At 65.5% G+C, this 18,187-nt stretch carries 14 protein-coding genes; 8 read left to right on the top strand and 6 right to left on the bottom strand.

The window, feature by feature from the left end; genetic code table 11:
• The first annotated feature begins 3 nt into the window (after nucleotides 1-3).
• Nucleotides 4-417 (top strand): DUF3052 family protein, encoded by a 414-nt coding sequence (locus tag XI02_RS38700; RefSeq protein ID WP_172646759.1) that lies wholly within the window; start codon nucleotides 4-6, stop codon nucleotides 415-417.
• A gap of 121 nt (nucleotides 418-538) precedes the next feature.
• Nucleotides 539-1,738 (top strand): ABC transporter substrate-binding protein, encoded by a 1,200-nt coding sequence (locus tag XI02_RS38695; protein WP_069280143.1) that lies wholly within the window; start codon nucleotides 539-541, stop codon nucleotides 1,736-1,738.
• A 206-nt stretch (nucleotides 1,739-1,944) separates the two neighbouring features.
• On the opposite strand, the gene XI02_RS38690 is transcribed toward XI02_RS38695, so the two are convergent.
• Nucleotides 1,945-3,444 carry a hypothetical protein gene (locus XI02_RS38690; RefSeq protein WP_018268749.1) on the bottom strand — a complete coding sequence of 500 codons (1,500 nt, stop codon included), beginning with the start codon at nucleotides 3,442-3,444 and terminating at the stop codon, nucleotides 1,945-1,947.
• A 393-nt stretch (nucleotides 3,445-3,837) separates the two neighbouring features.
• On the opposite strand from XI02_RS38690, the gene XI02_RS38685 reads away from it, so the two are divergent.
• Nucleotides 3,838-4,512, top strand: a complete 675-nt coding sequence (locus tag XI02_RS38685; RefSeq protein ID WP_026191806.1) for a TetR/AcrR family transcriptional regulator — start codon at nucleotides 3,838-3,840, stop codon at nucleotides 4,510-4,512.
• Between the two features lie 93 nt (nucleotides 4,513-4,605).
• Entirely contained in the window at nucleotides 4,606-5,034 is a 429-nt protein-coding gene (locus tag XI02_RS38680; protein WP_172646760.1) for an OsmC family protein, read from the top strand.
• A gap of 71 nt (nucleotides 5,035-5,105) precedes the next feature.
• Here XI02_RS38680 and pyk read toward each other — a convergent pair whose 3' ends face one another.
• Nucleotides 5,106-6,542: a pyruvate kinase gene (gene pyk, locus XI02_RS38675; protein ID WP_026191805.1), complete on the bottom strand. Its 1,437-nt coding sequence runs from the start codon at nucleotides 6,540-6,542 to the stop codon at nucleotides 5,106-5,108.
• On the bottom strand, nucleotides 6,539-7,099 hold the full coding sequence (locus XI02_RS38670; protein WP_172646761.1) for a DUF1036 domain-containing protein: 561 nt from the start codon (nucleotides 7,097-7,099) through the stop codon (nucleotides 6,539-6,541). The genes pyk and XI02_RS38670 overlap by 4 nt, the downstream gene beginning before the upstream one ends.
• A 244-nt stretch (nucleotides 7,100-7,343) precedes the next feature.
• Between XI02_RS38670 and XI02_RS38665 the strand changes: the two genes are divergently transcribed.
• The 3 genes from XI02_RS38665 to XI02_RS38655 all read left to right on the top strand — a co-directional run bounded on the left by XI02_RS38665 (nucleotide 7,344) and on the right by XI02_RS38655 (nucleotide 10,021).
• Nucleotides 7,344-7,646, top strand: coding sequence for a DUF1244 domain-containing protein (locus XI02_RS38665; protein ID WP_026191804.1), 303 nt, complete (start codon nucleotides 7,344-7,346; stop codon nucleotides 7,644-7,646).
• A gap of 174 nt (nucleotides 7,647-7,820) precedes the next feature.
• The gene (locus XI02_RS38660) at nucleotides 7,821-8,093 is read left to right on the top strand and encodes a DUF2312 domain-containing protein (RefSeq protein WP_016841616.1); all 273 of its coding nucleotides are present in this window, start codon (nucleotides 7,821-7,823) and stop codon (nucleotides 8,091-8,093) included.
• A 164-nt stretch (nucleotides 8,094-8,257) separates the two neighbouring features.
• Complete coding sequence (locus XI02_RS38655) at nucleotides 8,258-10,021, top strand: adenylate/guanylate cyclase domain-containing protein (protein WP_016841615.1); 1,764 nt, start codon at nucleotides 8,258-8,260, stop codon at nucleotides 10,019-10,021.
• Between the two features lie 35 nt (nucleotides 10,022-10,056).
• Here XI02_RS38655 and XI02_RS38650 read toward each other — a convergent pair whose 3' ends face one another.
• From XI02_RS38650 to XI02_RS38640, 3 genes are all read right to left on the bottom strand, one after another.
• Entirely contained in the window at nucleotides 10,057-11,652 is a 1,596-nt protein-coding gene (locus tag XI02_RS38650; protein WP_172646762.1) for a DUF882 domain-containing protein, read from the bottom strand.
• 265 nt (nucleotides 11,653-11,917) lie between these two features.
• A complete protein-coding gene (locus XI02_RS38645) occupies nucleotides 11,918-14,176 on the bottom strand; it encodes a L,D-transpeptidase family protein (RefSeq protein WP_172646763.1) in 2,259 nt (752 codons plus the stop codon).
• 308 nt (nucleotides 14,177-14,484) lie between these two features.
• Entirely contained in the window at nucleotides 14,485-15,975 is a 1,491-nt protein-coding gene (locus tag XI02_RS38640; protein ID WP_069280122.1) for a sigma-54 dependent transcriptional regulator, read from the bottom strand.
• Nucleotides 15,976-16,117: 142 nt separating this feature from the next.
• Between XI02_RS38640 and XI02_RS38635 the strand changes: the two genes are divergently transcribed.
• The gene (locus XI02_RS38635) at nucleotides 16,118-18,034 is read left to right on the top strand and encodes a M3 family oligoendopeptidase (protein WP_172646764.1); all 1,917 of its coding nucleotides are present in this window, start codon (nucleotides 16,118-16,120) and stop codon (nucleotides 18,032-18,034) included.
• Nucleotides 18,035-18,187 lie beyond the last annotated feature (153 nt).

Below are 18,187 nucleotides of genomic sequence, written 5' to 3'. Positions count from 1 at the left end.
GCCATGGCCGGCAGGTCCGGCAAACCCGTTGTGCAAAAGCTCGGCCTCAAGCCGGGCTTTTGTATTTTTGTCGACGGGCTGTCCGCTCCCTACGACGACGTCGTCGGCGAACTGCCCGCCGATGTGCTGGTGGCGAAGACCGCACGGGCACCGCTCGATGCCGTGCACCTGTTCGCCGCCAAGGCCGAGGGGCTTGCGGCCAAGCTGCGGTGTTACCGTCAGGCGATCGCCCCTGACGGCATGATCTGGGTGTCGTGGCCGAAGGCAAGTTTGGGCGTCGCGACCGACCTTACGGAGAGACAGGTCCGCGAAACCGGGCTCGCGAACGGCCTCGTCGACGTCAAGGTCTGTGCGGTCGATGACGTCTGGTCGGGACTGAAATTCGTGATCCCGGTCAAGGACCGCGGCAAGCGCTGAGATCGCGCCTTTCGAATATCCTTGGCTCCCGCTGCGGCGCCGTGGCATCCTCGCGACAAGCCGTCAAACGGCACGGCCGCGTTGTCTGAGGGCGCGGCAAGAAAAAGGGGAGGGGAGGCCGATGCGCAAGGCATTCGGCGCGCTTGGCGCCATTTCGTTCCTGCTGCTGCCCACGTCTTCCATCGCCGCCGAGATGCGCGGCGTCACATCAACCGAAATCAGGATCGGCCAGACCATGCCCTATAGCGGGCCGGTGTCGGCGTTCGGCGCACTCGGCAAGGGCGAAGCCGGCTATTTCAGGATGCTGAACGAGCGCGGCGGCATCAATGGCCGCAAGATCAACCTCATCTCGCTGGACGATTCCTACGCGCCGCCGAAGACGGTGGAGCAGACGCGCCGCCTCGTCGAGAGCGACGAGGTCGCGCTGATCTTCTCCTCGATCGGCACCGCGCACAACACCGCGATCGCAAAGTACCTGCAGGGCAAGAACATCCCGCAGCTGTTCCTGGCCTCCGGCGCCTCGAAATTCGGCGACATCGCGCAATTCCCGCAGGCGACGATGGGCGTGCAGGCGCCGTTCCGCTACGAGGCACGGCTGTATGCGCGTTATGCGCTGGCGAAGAATCCGAATGCAAGGTTCGCCGTCATCTCGCAGAACGACGACTACGGCCGCGACTATCTCGCGGGCCTCAAGGACGTCCTCGGCGAGAAGTATGAATCTCTGGTTACCGTTGCGACCTATGAGATCACGGACCCGACGATCGACTCCCAGATCGTCAAGCTGAAGGCCACCAATGCCGACGTCTTGGTGATCGCGGCGACGCCGAAATTCGCGGCGCAGTCGATCCGCAAGGCCTTTGAGATCGGCTGGCGGCCGATGACCTTCCTGTCCAACACCGCGGTGTGGATCTCGACCGTGATGCAGCCGGCCGGCCTCGAAGCCGGCACCGGCATCATCTCCACGGCCTATGTGAAGGACCCGGACGATCCGGCCTGGAGCGACGATCCCGGCATGAAGGGCTGGCGCGAGTTCATGACCAGATACGTGCCCGAAGGCGACCAGCACGACACCAATTACGTCAACGCCTACAACAGCGCGATGGCGCTGGAGGCGGTGCTGAAAGCCTGCGGCGACGATCTCTCGACCGAGAACATCCTGCGTCAGGCATTCGCGATCAAGGGCCTGGAATTGCCGATGCTGCTGCCGGGCATCAAGGTCAACACCTCACCGGCCGACCACGTGCCGGTCGATCAGATGCAGCTGATGCGCTTCAACGGCAAGACCTGGGATCGCTTCGGCGAGCTCCAGACGGGGAATTGAGGGTGGGGCTGATCGCAGTTGAACTGTGAGCGCCGGGGATCAAACCCGTCATCCTGAGGAGCCGCGAAACGGCGTCTCGAAGGATCGACGGCCCGACTGGTGGCCGATTCATCCTTCGAGGCTCGCCCAGCGGCGCAATTGCGCCGCAAGGCTCGCACCTCAGGATGACGGGACGACGATGCGATTTTGGGCTTATGCAGCGTCGGTTAGTTCGTGCTCTGACCCGCCGCCGCGCCAGCCTTGGTCTCGTCCGAGCGCACATGGATCACGGCGATGTCGTCCTTGTACAGCCGCTTCCAGCCCTTCAGATGATCCAGTGCGTTGCCGGCCGGCGAGTCCGAGCTCAGCAGCGTGGCATCGATCCGGTATTTGTCGAGCAGGCCCAGCAGCTGGCCGACGTCGCGCGCATCGAGCGCATCGTAATAGTCGAGCACGAATTGCTCGCCATAGAGCTCGGCGCGGCCGTCGATGAACACCTTCATGTCGCGGCTCACCATGTAGCCGCCGAACGGCGCCGTGCTGAACACGCGCTGCGCCTTGTGCTGCTGCAGCACATCGACCGCGGCAACGGGCGAGAACATCGGCAGGAATTTGAACTGATGCTGCGCGACGAACATCGCCGTCGTCACCCACGCGCCGATCACCATCGCGATCACAGCCAGCATCGTGACGACGGGGAATGCGCGCGTTTCTCCGAAGCGGGCGGCGGCGGCGCCTGTGGTTGCCCATTGCTCGGCGATCGGCTTGGCGAGCACCAGCGGTGCGATGAACGCGAACACCTCGATGTTGCGGACATGGCTCAGCGCCATCCAGATCAGCCCGAGCAGCAGCAGGATCCGCGGCACCGACAGCGTCAGCCTGCGATAGCAGATCAGGCCGATCAGGCCGAGCAGCGTGGCTTCGAAGAAGCTGGGCTTGCTGAAATCCGCCGGCTTCCATTCCCCGATCAGCGTCAGCAACTTGCCGAGGCTGAGGATCTTGGTCGCGCCCAGCAGGCTATTCCAGCCATAGGGCGTCACGCAGCTCGCGGCCAGTGCCGCGAGGCCGAACAGGCCCCATCGCACGACAAGCTGACGGCGGCGGCCGGGCCCCGCATTCCACACGGCCTCCAGTCCGATCGGTCCGATCAGCGCCAGGCCGAGAACGAAGCCGCCGTGCAGATTGGCCCACAGCGTCATCAGCGGCAGCAGCCACCATGACGGTGAGGTGCGGCGATCCGCGGCCGCGAGCAGGCCGCCGATGAACGCCAGCAGCACCGGCAGCGCCAGCACATGCGGCCGCGCCAGAAAGTGGATCGTCGACAACAGCAGCGCCAGCGCCGCGATCAGGAGCGCGCGGGCCGGATCGAAATACGGGCTCAACAGATGCAGGAAGATCGCGACCGTCGCGCCGATCGCCATCGACGACAGGATCACCGGTCCGGCCCAATCGCCGCCGTAGACGAGCGCGTACATCACCTGCGACAGCCACGAGCTCGAGATCCAGGGCTCGCCGAAACGGGTGAACGAGAACACGTCCGATGTCGGCATCGCGCCGTGTTCGAGAATCCATTGTCCGACCCTGATCTGCCACATCGTGTCGGAATCGCGCAGCAGGATTTCGCCGGCCGAGAGATAAAACAGATAGGCGCCCACGGCGGCGCACAGCGGCACCAGTCCTCGCGCCGCGCTACGGCTGCTCACGCTGCTGGTGATGGAGAGTGACATGCGCTTTCTTGCTTGTTGCCGGGGCATCCAGAGCCAACGCCACGCGTGACGCCAGCGCGCACTCGACCACGGCTTCCGATAAATTCGGGTAAATGCCGCAGCGATATCGCGCGCATGCGCAAGATCGGATGTCTCGATTTCGAGCGATCACCTTAGCCGGCGATTTACCATCGCGGTCCCGATCCGGTTCGGGAGCGGCCGGAGCGCCGCCGGCTCAATCAGAGGTGGTGCCAGAGGTTGCAAAAAATCCTTACAATTCCAGCTTGTCATTCAGTCTGAATAGTTGTTCACTTCTTCAGACGATTGCGGGATCAATCGTTCAAAACGTTGAAGACTCGTGTGTTCTGCCGGTGGGCGCCGGCCGGGGCGCGCACGGCGGGGGGACGGAACGCCATGGTTTACCGGCGAACTCATCAGGTCGTGAAACGGCTGGCCGCGCGGCGCAGCGCCATCCTGTCGGCTGCGCGGGACGCGGCGGCGGCGGGCGGCATGGCGGCGGTCCAGATCGCACCCGTCGCGGTGCGGGCCAATGTCGCGGCCGGAACGGTCTACCGCTATTTTCCGTCGAAGGCCGAGTTGATCTCGGAACTGATCACGGAAGTCTCGCGCGACGAGCTCACGGCGATCCGGCGCGCCGCCGATGCCGCGCCAGGGCCGTCATCGGCGCTCGCCGCCGCGGTGACGACGATTGCGGTTCACGTGCTGTCGCAACGCAAGCTCGCCTGGGGCATTTTAGCCGAGCCGGTCGACGTCGACGTCACCGCCTCGCGCCTTGCCAGCCGCCGCGATATTTCCGGCGAGCTGGCCATGCGCATCGATGCCGCCGTGCGCGCCGGCCATCTGCCGGCGCAGGATACGGCGCTGGCCGCCACCGCCTTGCTCGGCGCGCTGCACGAGGCGCTGGTCGGCCCGCTGGCGCCGGCCAATCTCGACGATCCGATCAAGCTGCGTGACGCGGTGCAGACCGTGACGCTGCTCGCGCTGCGCGCGGTCGGCGTGATGGACGCACGCGCGCGTGGCCTCGTGGTGCAGGCAACGACTCCGGCCAAGGCGCTGGTCGGCGCCTGAGGCCAGGGTGAGGTCAAGGCGCGCGAAGAACACTTCTGTCGCAATGGCGTTGTAGGTTTCGGGGCTGGGCTCAACCACCTCACGGAGCAACCCATGACGACGACCCATGGCTCGGCCAAATGGCAGGGCGGCATCAAGGACGGCAAGGGCGCGATCTCGACCAAGAGCGGCGCGCTCTCGGATTACCCCTACGGCTTCGCCAGCCGCTTCGAGGGCAAACCGGGTTCGAACCCGGAGGAGCTGATCGGCGCGGCGCATGCCGCCTGCTTCACGATGGCGCTGTCGCTGATCCTGGGCGAAGCCAAGCTCACGGCGGAGTATATGGAGACCAAGGCCGATGTGACCCTGGAGAAGGTCGCCGACGGCTTTGCCATCACCGCGGTGCACTTGACGCTGTCGGCGAAGATCCCGGGCGCCGATAACGCGACGTTCCAGGAACTGGCCGGCAAGGCGAAGGCCGGATGTCCGGTGTCGAAGCTGCTCAACACCAAGATCGCGCTCGACGCGTCGTTGCAGGGCTGATCGCCGCGCGATGGGTTCGCGCGTTTTCGAGCGAAGTGGGCACGCGTGAAGAAGACGCGTCAAACAGGAATCTAGAGCTGCGCGTCGCCCCTCGGGCCGACCGAGGCGATGCGCAGCATGTTGGTGGTGCCGGGCGCGCGCAGCGGCACGCCGGCAACGATGATGACGCGCTGGCCGGCCTTGGCAAAACCGTCGCGGAACGCAATCGAGCCGGCGCGGTCGACCATGTCGTCGAGATCGTGCGCGTCCTCGGCGACCACGCAATGCACGCCCCACACCACCGACAGCTTGCGGCCGGTGACGAGGTTCGGCGTGATCGCAACCACCGGCACCTTCGGGCGCTCGCGCGCCACCCGGATCGCGGTCGAGCCTGACGACGTCCAGCAGATGATCGCCGACAGGTCGAGCGTCTCGGCGATCTGCCGCGCGGCATCGGCAATGGCGTCACCCACCGTCGCTTCAGGATCGACGCGCTGCGCGTTGATCACGTTGCGATAGGTCGGGTCGCGCTCCACTTCCTCGCCGATGCGGTTCATGGTCGAGACCGCCTCCACCGGGAATTTGCCGGCGGCGGATTCCGCCGACAGCATGATGGCGTCGGCGCCTTCGTAGACGGCGGTGGCGACGTCGGAGACTTCGGCGCGCGTCGGCACCGGCGCCTGGATCATCGATTCCAGCATCTGGGTCGCGACCACCACCGGCCTGCCGGCGCGGCGCGCCATCCGGATCATCTGCTTCTGCAGGCTCGGCACCCGCTCCAGCGGCAGTTCGACGCCGAGATCGCCGCGGGCCACCATCAGCGCGTCCGATGCTTCGATGATGTCGGCGAGGCGGTCGATCGCCTGCGGCTTCTCGATCTTGGCCATCACGGCGGCGCGGCCGCGGATCATCTTCTTGGCCTCGATCACGTCCTCGGCGCGCTGCACGAAGGACAGCGCGACCCAGTCGATCCCCTCCGGCAGCGCGGCTTCCAGGTCGGCGCGGTCCTTTGCGGTCATCGCCGACACCGGCAGATCGGTATCGGGCAGGCTGACGCCCTTGCGGTCCGACATCTTGCCGCCGATCACGACGCGCGTGACCGCGCGCTCGGGCGAGGTTTCCTCGGCGATCAGCCGCACCTTGCCGTCGTCGAGCAACAGCGCATGGCCCGGGCGGAGCGCGGCAAGGATCTCCGGATGCGGAAGCTGGACGCGGCTGTTGTCGCCCGGCGTCTTGTCGGAATCCAGAATGAAGCTCTGGCCGTTCTTGAGCTGGGTCGCGCCTTCCGCGAACGCGCCAACCCGCAGCTTCGGTCCTTGCAGGTCGACCAGGATGCCGATCGGCCGGCCGTAGCTCGATTCGACATTGCGGATGGTCTTGACCAGCTCCCGCATCTTGTCATGCGGGGTATGGCTCATGTTGATGCGGAAGACGTCGGCGCCCGCCTCGAACAGCTTGCGGATCATCGCGCTGTCTGAGGAGGCCGGGCCGAGTGTTGCGAGGATCTTGATTCGACGCAGTCGTCTCATTGTTTGCTTCCGGGTGGTGCGGCTGGCGGCAGACCAGACGCGCCCGGAGGCGCTGCGCCCGGCGGCGGGTTGGGCAGGCCCGGCATCGCCCCGGGACTTCCTGGACCCACGCCGCCCGGCATTCCCGGTACTTTCTGCGGCTGTTGTTCGTTGGCTTCGGTCAGCTGGACGGTCCACGCACGCTGCTCGCCGGTGTCGACCTCGAAGAAGCCGGTGCGGTCAAACCCGCGCGCCAGGCAATTTTCGGTGCCCTTGATGGTGAATTCCTTGTCGCGCGAGCACATGAAGGCCTGGCCGGACCATTCGCCGCCGCGATCATAGTCGAGAGCGTAGATGTAGTAGTAGCGCGCCACAAGGTTGCCGCGCAGCAAGGTCTCGCAGGTGCGCGACGACACGTTCCACCAGCCCTCGGTGGTCCAGCCCTCGGCGTCCTTGTAGCCGAGCGCGATGCCGACGCGGCTCGAAGTGTTGTTGCAGAGCCGGAAATCGGCGGCCGCCGGACTCGTCCACAGGCAGGCCGCGACAAGCGCCAGCACCGGCAGGAGGCCGGCCAACATCAGGCGGATATTGCGGGGAGCTGAGGCGAGGGAATCTGTTGGGCTCATGCAGCGAAGCTATATCAAATCATGGACGATTTCGCGTGCCCGGCCGGCACTGTCAACGGGCGGGCGCCCGTCTGCGACGCTGTCGGACCTTGGCCGGGGTGGCCGGACCGGTCCGTTTTGCGCGCCGATATGGCAAAATCTGTGACAATTCCCACCTGATATCAATATGGTGAGCGCGACACACGGGATCACGATCATGAGCATTGACGACAAAACCAGAACGGAACTCGAGGCCGCGGTCTTCCGGCGTCTCGTCAGTCACCTGCGCAACCGCACCGATGTGCAAAACATCGATCTGATGAACCTCGCCGGCTTCTGCCGCAACTGCCTGTCCAACTGGATGAAGGAAGAGGCCGACGCCAAGGGCCTTGCCGTGAGCAAGGACGAGAGCCGTGAGGCGGTCTACGGCATGCCGTATGAGGAATGGAAGGCGAAGCATCAGGGCAGCGCGACGCCGGAGCAGCTCGCGGCGATGAAGAAGGCCCAAAGCGGGCATTGAACCTCAGCCTGTGTGATGTCAGTTCCGCGGCCGTCCGCATCTCCTGTGGGCGCGCTGTGGATGAGCGCGATGTTTCCTTGACGGAACGCGCGCCAAAATCGAGGGTCGCCCGCAGCAAGCGGTGCGCGAGGCGCGTATTCGCGTAACATTTCAATACCCGTTCAGGAGTGCGCGATGGCCACCACGTCTGCCGCCGTCAAGGAAGAGCCCGCAACGCGATTTGCCAAGGACCAGCTCAAGTCCATCATCGAGCGCATCGAGCGGCTGGAAGAAGAGAAGAAGACGATCTCGGACGACATTCGCGACGTCTATGCCGAGAGCAAGGGCAACGGCTTCGACGTCAAGGCGCTGCGCGCCATCATCCGTTTGCGCAAGCAGGATCCGAACGAGCGCCAGGAGCAGGAGACCATCCTGGAGACCTACATGCAGGCGCTGGGGATGCTCTGAGGCGCGCAGCGGCCACCTCGTGCCGGGCGTTCGCCAAGGCGTGCCCCCCCAAGGCGCGCCCCCAAAGGCTCAGGTCAAAGCTGCTGGCGGGCCTCCTGTCGAGGCTTGGGTGAAATCCCGGGATTTGCTACACTGGCGGCGAGGTAACCGGGCAGATCGTTCAGATGGACGTGCCAGGACCAGAGCGCCGGCTCGCTGCGGTCCTCGCCGCCGACATGGTCGGCTATAGCCGCCTGATGGAGGCTGACGAGACGGGCACCCTTGCGCGCCTCAAAACCCATCGCATCGAGCTGATCGATCCGGCCATCGCCAAGAATCGCGGCCGCATCATCAAGACCACCGGCGACGGCCTGCTGGTCGAATTTCATAGCGTCGTCGATGCGGTGCTGTGCGCGGCCGAGGTTCAGAGCCGGATGGCGAAGCGCAACGCCGACGTCGCGCCGGCGCGCTGGATGCAGTTTCGCATCGGCATCAATCTTGGCGACGTGATCGTTGACGGTGCCGACATCTTCGGCGACGGCGTCAACGTCGCGTCCCGCCTGGAGACGCTGGCCGAGCCCGGCGGCATCTGCATTTCCGGCGCGGTCCGCGATCAGGTCGGCGATCGCCTGGAAGATCTGAGCTTCGAGGATCTCGGCGACCAGACCGTCAAGAACATCGCGCGCCCGATCCGGGTCTTCCGCGTCCATCTCGAATCCGGTGCCAGGCCCGTTCCGGAGCACCCGGGTGCGGTGGCCGCCCCTGTCGTCGCCAAGAAGCCCTCCATCGCCGTGCTGCCGCTCGTCAACATGAGCGGCGATCCCGAGCAGGAATTCTTCGCCGACGGGCTCACCGAGGACATCATCACCGAGCTGTCGCGCTTCCACGATCTGCTGGTGATCTCGCGCAACTCGAGCTTCGTGTACAAGGGCAAGGCCGTGAAGGTGCAGGACGTCGCGAAGGAATTCGCCGTCGACTATGTGCTGGAAGGCAGCGTGCGGAAGGCGGGCGGCCGGATCCGCGTCACCGTGCAGCTGATCGACGCCGTGGCCGACCGGCACGTCTGGGCCGAACGCTACGACCGCGAGCTTGCCGACATCTTCGCCATCCAGGACGAGATGACGCGCGCGATCGTGGCGACCTTGCCGGGACGCGTCGAGGCTGCCGCGCATGACCGCGTCAAGCGCAAGCCGACCGACAACATGGCGGCCTACGAGTGCGTGCTCGCCGCCAAGGTGCTGCATCATCGCTCGGCACGGGACGACAACGCGGAGGCGCAGCGCCTGCTTGAGCGGGCCATCGTGCTTGACCCGAACTATGCCCATGCCCACGCCTGGCGGGCCTGCGTGCTCGGCCAGACCTGGGTCTACAACTGGTGCACCGACCGCGACGCGACCATGGCGCAGGTCGGCGCAGAGCTCGAGATCGCGCTCAAGCTCGACGACAATGACAGCGACGTGCACCGGATCCTCGCCGCCCTGAACCTCAACCGCGACGACCACGACAAGGCGACCTTCCACCAGGAACGCGCGCTCGCGCTCAATCCGAATTACGACCTCGTGGTCGTGCAGCAGGGCGAGCTCCTGACCTGGCTCGGGCGGCCCGAGGAGGGCATCGACTGGATCAAGCGGGCGATGCGCCTCAATCCGTTCCATCCGGAGCGGTTCTGGAACCATCTCGGCCGGGCCTGCTATTGCGCCGAGAAGTACGCCGACGCCGTCGAGGCGTTCTCGCGCATCACGCGCCCCGACCACACCCATCACGCCTTCCTCGCGGCGACCTTCGCGCAGATGGGCAACACGGTGGCTGCCTCGGCCCACGCCGCCGAGGTGCTGAAGCGCGAGCCGACCTTCTCGGTTGCCGCGCACCTGACCACCCAGCGCTACAAGTGCGAGCCCGATCGGGCGCGTTACGAGGCCGGCCTGCTCAAGGCAGGGCTGCCGGCCTGAAGGGGCGGAAAGCTACTTGTCGGCAGAAGCGCGGCTCAGCGCAGCGAGGCGGTGCGGAGCACGAAGGACTGGGTCGTCAGGAGGGCGGTCGCCGAGCCCGAGAAACGGTCGCAGGTCATGCCCATCATCGGATCTTCCGAGAAGGTCATGACGACGGCGGCCTGCGGCTTCACGAAATGAGTCCGCATCATGGTCATGTCGGTGTCGCCAAGCACCGTGGTCAGCATGGCATTGCTCGCGCTCGGCGCCAGCATCACCACGCGCATCCAGATATCGTTGCCCTTGGCAGCCGAGATCCGCGCGGAGGTGGTGATCACGCCCTGGCTCGGAGCGCCCTTGGCAACGACGGTGTTGATTTCGGTGCTAGGAGCCGCGGCATTGCGTGTCGGGCGCACGTTGCGCGGGATCGGCGCGGTCGCTGCGACGATGTTTGCGCGATCGACCGGTGACGCCGCAGGCGCATAAGCCAGCGCCTTGTTGAAGTTTTCGGTCGTCGTGCTGGCAGTGGTCTGCGGATCGCTACCGCCGACCGCCTCACGGGCCTTCAGCGCGGCAATCTGCGCCGCCGACGCCTGCTTCGGCGCCTCACCCTCGTCACCCCAGAAGCCGCGGGCATTGATGATGTCGGCAGGCGATTGCGGCGCGGTGTTCTCGGCCACCTGCACCATTTGCACCGCGGGCTTCGCCTTCGGCATCGGCACGAGCTGGGCGTCGGCGGCGGCGAGCTGGATGGCGGCGGCGAACTGCGGCTTGGCGCGCGGCAGCGGAATCGGATCGGCGGATTTGGCGGGCGCGGCGGCGGCCACCACGGTGTTGGCGGCGGGCTTGTCGTTCACGCTGGCCGCGCCTTCGTCTTCATCGTCACTCGACTTGCCGCCACCGAACAGCTTGGCGAACAGGCTCGGCTTGCCGATGGTCGCGGCATCGTCACCATTGCCGCGGCGCTCGATGTCGGCCTTGGCGAGCTCATAGCCCTTGAGCGGCGTGCCGTCGGTCGGGACATGGACGGTGCGGCCGTCGGGAAACACCCTGACCAGCTGCTCGCGGGTCATGCGCGGCCAGTGGCGAATGCTGCCGGTATCGAGATGGACGAACGGCGAGCCCGAGGTCGGATAGAAACCGACGCCGCCGCGCTGCAGGCGGAGGCCGGCGTAGCGGATCTGCTCCAGCGGCACGCCCGGGATGAAGAAGTCCATCGCATGCCCCAGCATGTGCTGGCTGTGGCGCGCGACGCCCGAGGAGCGGCGGCGGAGCATGGCGTTGGTGGCAGGGGCGCGATAGGCGGAGATGATCTGGATCGGCTGCTTGCCGCCGACGTCGTTATAGACGTCCCACAGGATGTCGAAGAGGTGACGGTCCATCACCGTTTCATCCTGGGAGCGCCAGTCGCGCAGGAAGTGGTTGAGCTGCTTCAGCGCGCCTTCGTCGTAGCGACCCTCGCGCTTGAAGGTGACGGTGAGGTCTTCGCCGGAATGGGTGTGGTGGAAGGAGAGGGTGCGGGTCTGGTTCAGCGCGGTGGCATCGTGCACCGATCCCGCGCCCGCCAACAGCAATAGCGCAGTCAGGCCGACTTGGTATCCGGCCTTAGGTAACGACAGCGGATTGCAGCGGCGTGCGAAGACAGCCAGCACTATGAGCCCACCCAGTCGACGAGCGTTCGGTCGGCATCTTTCGCAGACCCCCTGCGGAAGACGGTGAACGCTTTCTTAAAGCGGGAGGGTTAACCGAGGTTTACCGACCCGCCCCCAAGTTAGGCTTAACTAACTGGGCGACTGTGGCAAAAGATAGCCCTGCTCCCCAGCCGAGACCCGAAATGGTTAACGTAAACGATCTCGCCTTTTGAGCGAGATCGTTGATTTTGCTTCAAAATTTATCCCAATCGGGCGGAAATGCAGACTAGCGCGTGATCACCCGGCGCTGCTGCTGAGCCTGCCCACGACGGATCGGCTGCGGCTCTGGTTGTCCGAATCCCCCGAACAGGCGCTCGAAGAAGTTTGGTCCGGAGGAGCCAAAGCCGTTGTCGCCGGCGACATTGACGCCGGCGGGCAGGCTGCTGCTCGGCGGACGCGAATAGCTCGGCTGGGCGTGCGCCACCACCGTCTCGAGGTCCTTGCCGCGGCTGTTCCTGAGCAGCGACAGCATGGTGGCGTCGCGGCCGTAAACGTCCCTGCGGAATTGCAGCTTGCCGGCATCGTCCACGAACGCGGTCTGGTAGGTGATGTTCACCGGGATCGGCGTCGGGAATTTCAGGTCGACCTCGCTCGAGCCGTACATGCTGCGGATCCGCTCCGGCGTGTAGTGCTGGTTCGGCTCGGTGATGTTGAGCAGGACGGCGGCGTACTGATCGGGGTTCTGCACGCGCATGCAGCCGTGGCTGAAAGCGCGCTCGTCCTTCGCGAACAGGTACTTGTCCGGCGTGTCGTGCTGATAGACTAGGAACTTGTTCGGGAAGTTGAAGCGGATGCGGCCGAGCGCGTTGGCTTCACCCGGCGGCTGCGAGATGTGGATCGAGCCGTCGCGGTTGCGCTCGAGCCTGAGGCCCATGCGCTGCAGCACCGTCGGATCCTGCTGCAGGGCCGGCAGATACTCGTTGTAGATGATCGACGGCGGCACGTTCCAGGTCGGATTGACCGTGATGTACTTCATCGTCTCGGTCAGAAGCGGCGTGGCATGCTGGCCGGGCTTGCCGGTGACGACGCGGGTGGTCCAGACCGGCGCGCCGTTCTGCATCACCTTCAGCGTGTAGTCCGGGATGTTGAGGATCACATAGGCATTGCCGACACTGGCGGCGCCGAGCTGGCGCGGCAGCCAGCGCCAGCGCTCCATGTTGACGATCACGGTGTCGATCTGCCGGTCGCGCTTCGGATTGTTCAGCGCCTTCACCGTGCGCTCGTCGAGAACGCCGGTCGGCTTGAGATCGACGCTGCTCTGGAATTTCTCCACCGCCCGCGCGACCGTCGCGTCATACTTGGTGCTGTCGGCATCCTCGGTGATGCCGAGCTTGTTGCGCAGGTCCGGCACGCGCGGATCGTCCATTTCGACCGCGGCCTGCTTCTTGCGCGCCGGCAAATATTTCAGCGCCGGGCCGTCCGCGATCGTGATGACCGGACCGTCGCCCTGGCCACGCAGCTCGGCGAGCTTCTTCTTCAGCTCCTTGTAGAGCTTCTGCTGCGGGTTGTAGCCGTCGAGCGCGGCGGAGGCGTCCTTGGCGGAGGTCACATTGGCGAACACTTCCGCCGGATCGATCGGGTGCTCCGGATAGAGAATGTCCCCCGACACCTGCGACCAGTGCATGCGGCCGCTCTGGGCCTGGCGGGCGTAGTCCAGCATGCTGGCCGCGAGCTTCAGCTCGGCGTCGGCCAGCGCGTCCGGCGAGGTCGCCGCGGCGAAATCCGGCACCGGATAGTCTGATGCATCGAGGCCGTCGGCGGCCGCGTCCTTCAGGCGCGCGATGACGCCCTTGCCGGCGTCGGTCAGCTTGCCGGCCTTGGTGAACACCGGCGCGTATTCGCGACCCGAATAGAATTTCTCGGCCGCCGCGCGCTCGTTCTTGCGGTCGAAGGTGCGCAGCGACTTGCCGGCGAGCAGTTCGCGCAGCTTGTCGGCAACCGGCTGATCCTCGGCGGCAACGTTGCTCGCGGCCTTCGCAGGCTCCGTAGCGGGAGCAGCGGCCGTCGCCGGAGCAGGCGCTGTGGCAGGCGCCGCGGCCGTTGCAGGCGCGGGGCTTGCGGCAGGCGCGGTGGCAGTTGCCGGGGCGGGGGCCGACGGCGCGACGGCGGTATCGGTCTTCGGCGCATCGGCGGGCTTCGGCTCGACCGCCTTTGCAGTCGCGCTCGGCTCTGCTGGCTTGGCGTCGACCGGCTTTGTCTCAGCAGGCTTGGCTTCGGTGGCTTGTACATCCGCTGGCTTCACGTCGGCCGGCTTGGCTGCATCGGGCAGCGCTGCGGTGGTGTCGGCCTTGAAATCGCTTGCGGTGGGGGGCGGCACGTTGGCCGGTTCGGGGCGCGGGATCGCCGCGTCGATCGCGAGTTCCGAAGCGCTGGAGTGCGGCGTGTCCTGCGCGAGGGCCGAGGTCGCGGACACCGTGAGGAAGGTTGCCGCGACGGCCATCAATACGCGGTCAAATCCTCGACGGTTGTTCGAACAGTCACGCATCGTCACACCCCCTGGGTGAAACTGCCCCTCGTCAAACCGGAACAGTTCAATTCAGAATTTGGTTTCGTAGCTTGCGCGAAAGCGCCGGCCTCTCGATCGACTCGCACGCCTGCACACAACGAACGCAGACGATACCTTTGCCCCTCTCATGCAGCCAGCGCCATGCGGGGCAACTCACGACAAACTGACCTCGAAGCAGCTGATTTCACTCCGGGCTGTGCGTTTTTGCCACGCGGCACAGCCTTTGTCTGTCACCGCCACGACACGGTTCAAAAGGTTCCCTGGTATGGCCCTGTCGGCCTTGAGGGCTAAGTGGCGTCGCTTGCGCGCGCGCCGGCCGCAGCTTCGTCGAGCTTGCGATAGAGCGTCGAGCGGCCGATCTTGAGGCGGCGCGCGACCTCCGACATCTGTCCGCGGTAATGCGAAATCGCAAAGCGGATGATCTCGTTCTCGAGATCTTCCAGGGGGCGCACCTCGCCCGCGGCATTGAGCATGGCGAGGCCGCCGGCGGTGGGCAGGGAGACGGCAACTGGTATTTCATTACCGGAAATCATGGCGGGGGCCGTGGAGGGCGACACCACCAGCGGCTCGCCCTGCAGCGATGTGCCCTCCGCTACCGGATGCGCCGTTCCTTGCGGGAAATCGGCGAGCGCGAGCTGGTCGCCGTCGCTCATCACCACGGCGCGATACACCGTGTTCTCGAGCTGGCGGATGTTGCCCGGCCAGTCGAGCTGCGAAAGGTGGGCCATCGCCTCGCCGCTGATGCCGGTGATGTTGCGGTTTTCCTCGGCGCAGAACCGCGCGAGGAAATGCCGCAACAGATGCGGGATGTCTTCGCGCCGCTGTCGCAGCGCCGGAATGGTCAGCGGCAGCACGTGCAGGCGATAGAACAGGTCCTCGCGGAACTGGCCGCCTTTCACGAGATCGAGCAGCTTGCGGTTGGTCGCCGAGATGATGCGAACATCGACCTTGACCGGCTTGCGGCCGCCGACCGCCTCGACGGTGCCTTCCTGCAGGGCGCGCAGCAATTTCACCTGCGTGGCCAGCGGCAATTCACCGACCTCGTCGAGGAACAGCGTGCCACCATGCGCTTCGACGAACTTGCCCTGGTGGCGCTCGGTGGCGCCGGTGAAGGCGCCCTTCTCGTGGCCGAACAGGATCGATTCGACGAGATTGTCCGGGATCGCGCCGCAATTCACCGCAACGAACGGCCTGGCCTTGCGCTCGCCGCTGCCATGAATGGCGCGCGCGAACAGTTCCTTGCCGACGCCGGATTCGCCCTCGATCAGCACCGGGATCGTCGAGGACGCGGCCTTTTGCGCGGTGCGCAGCACCCCGGCCATCGCCTCGCTGCGGGTGATAATATCGGAGAAGGTCAGCCGGCCCTCGCGGCTGTGGCGGATCCGCTGCAATTCGCCCTTCAGCGCCGAGGCGTTGAGGGCGTTGCGCAGGGAAACCTGCAGCCGCTCGAAGCCGACCGGCTTGACAACGAAATCCTGGGCACCGGCGCGCATCGCCGACACGACATTGTCGATGCCGCCATGCGCGGTCTGCACGATGACCGGGACGGTCAAACCAGCTTCACGAATTTTTGCGAGGACTCCGAGACCGTCGAGGCCCGGCATCACGAGGTCGAGCACGACGGCGTCAATCGCCTGCGTCTCGGATGCGGTCAGGGCCGCGATCGCCGCGTCGCCACTGTCCACGACGAGGGGCTCATAGCCGCACTTCTGCACCATGTTTTCAACCAAACGGCGCTGTACTGCGTCGTCATCGGCGATCAAAATGGTGGCAGCCATGGTTTTCCCCGCACGCTACGTTTATTTGTCTCGAATCGGGGCAATGTCGCCGATGCCGATTAACGCACTCTTAAATGTTGCAAACCCGCATTCATTCCGCCGCCGCCGACATCTTTCCGACTGAACCAAGGTTACGAACAAGATGACCTCGCGCTCCAAAACTGCATCCAACAAGTCTGCCCTCAGCAAGGCCGCTCTCCGCAAGGAAGCCGCGTTGCGCAAGACGGCCGCGCAACGCAAATCGTCCGCAGGCGGCCCGGCGGCGAAAAAGGCAGCCAACAAGACCGGCAAGCTTCCGGAATGGAATCTGGCAGATCTCTACTCCGGTATCGATGCGCCTGAGGTCGCACGCGACTTGCAGAAAATGGACGCAGATTGCGTCGCGTTTGAGACCGACTACAAGGGCAAGCTTGCCGAAAATACCGCCAAAGAGGGTGGCGGAAAGTGGCTGGCCGAGGCGATCCGGCGCTATGAGGCGATCGACGATCTGGCTGGCCGTCTCGGCTCTTACGCCGGCCTCGTCCATGCCGGCGACAGCGTCGATCCCGCGATCTCGAAATTCTACGGCGATATTTCCGAGCGGCTGACCGCTGCGTCGGTGCATCTGTTGTTCTTCTCGCTCGAGCTCAATCGGGTCGACGATGACGTGATCGAGCGCGCGATGGCCGAACCCGAACTCGGCCATTACCGGCCCTGGATCGAGGATCTGCGCGAGGACAAGCCGTACCAGCTCGAGGATCGCGTCGAGCAGCTGTTCCACGAAAAGGCGCAAAGCGGCTACGCGGCCTGGAACCGGCTGTTCGACCAGACCATCTCCGGCCTGCGTTTCAAGGTCGGCGGCAAGGAGCTCGCGATCGAGCCGACGCTGAACCTGCTGCAGGACAAGGCGGGGGACAAGCGCATGGCTGCCGCGCAGGCGCTTGCCAAGACCTTCAAGGACAATGAGCGCAGCTTCGCGCTGATCACCAACACGCTCGCCAAGGACAAGGAAATCTCCGACCGCTGGCGCGGCTTCCAGGATGTCGCGGACTCCCGCCATCTCAACAACCGCGTCGAGCGCGAGGTGGTCGATGCGCTGGTCGCCTCGGTGCGCGCGGCCTATCCGAAGCTGTCGCACCGCTATTACGCGCTCAAGGCCGGCTGGTTCAAAAAGAAGAAGCTGCCGCACTGGGACCGCAACGCCCCGCTGCCGTTCGCGGCGACCGGCACCATCGCCTGGCCCGAGGCGCGCAACATGGTGCTGTCGGCCTATAGCGGCTTCTCGCCCAAGATGGCCGCGATCGCGGAGCGCTTCTTCGACGATCGCTGGATCGATGCGCCGGTCCGTCCCGGCAAGGCGCCCGGCGCGTTCTCGCATCCGACCACGCCGTCGGCGCATCCCTATGTGCTGATGAACTATCAGGGCAAGCCGCGCGACGTGATGACGCTGGCGCATGAGCTCGGTCATGGCGTCCATCAGGTGCTGGCGGCGAAGAACGGCGCGCTGATGGCGCCGACGCCGCTGACGCTGGCGGAAACCGCAAGCGTGTTCGGCGAGATGCTGACCTTCAAGCGGCTATTGTCCCAGACCAGGAACGCCAAGCAGCGCCAGGCGCTGCTCGCGGGCAAGGTCGAGGACATGATCAATACCGTGGTGCGGCAGATCGCGTTCTATTCATTCGAGCGCGCGGTTCATACCGAGCGCAAGAACGGCGAACTCACCGCCGAGCGGATCGGCCAGATCTGGCTCAGCGTGCAGGGCGAGAGCCTGGGGCCGGCGATCGAGATCAAGCCGGGCTACGAGACGTTCTGGATGTACATCCCGCATTTCATCCACTCGCCGTTCTACGTCTATGCCTATGCGTTCGGCGATTGTCTCGTGAACTCGCTCTATGCGGTCTACGAGCACGCGTCCGAAGGCTTTGCCGAGCGCTATCTCGACATGCTCGCCGCCGGCGGCACCAAGCACTACTCCGAGCTGCTGCGGCCGTTCGGGCTCGATGCCAAGGACCCCAAATTCTGGGACGGCGGCCTGTCCGTCATCGCCGGCATGATCGACGAACTGGAAGCGATGGGCTGAGGCCCATCCGCTGTCCCGGGGCTGAAGCCGGCGCTTTTGCGCCGGACGGCACGATCTGTCCTTATCTTTCCTTGGCGTCCGCGCTTCGGAGATCAATCCGGCCCGGACGCGGCCGTTGCCGGGCCGCCCGGATCGGGGACGATTTGCGCTTCA

The organism is Bradyrhizobium sp. CCBAU 21365 (assembly GCF_015291305.1).
Classification (GTDB): Bacteria; Pseudomonadota; Alphaproteobacteria; order Rhizobiales; family Xanthobacteraceae; genus Bradyrhizobium; species Bradyrhizobium elkanii.
The sequence above is the reverse complement of the archived record's forward strand: the minus strand, read 5'-3'. Positions and strand labels throughout refer to the sequence as shown.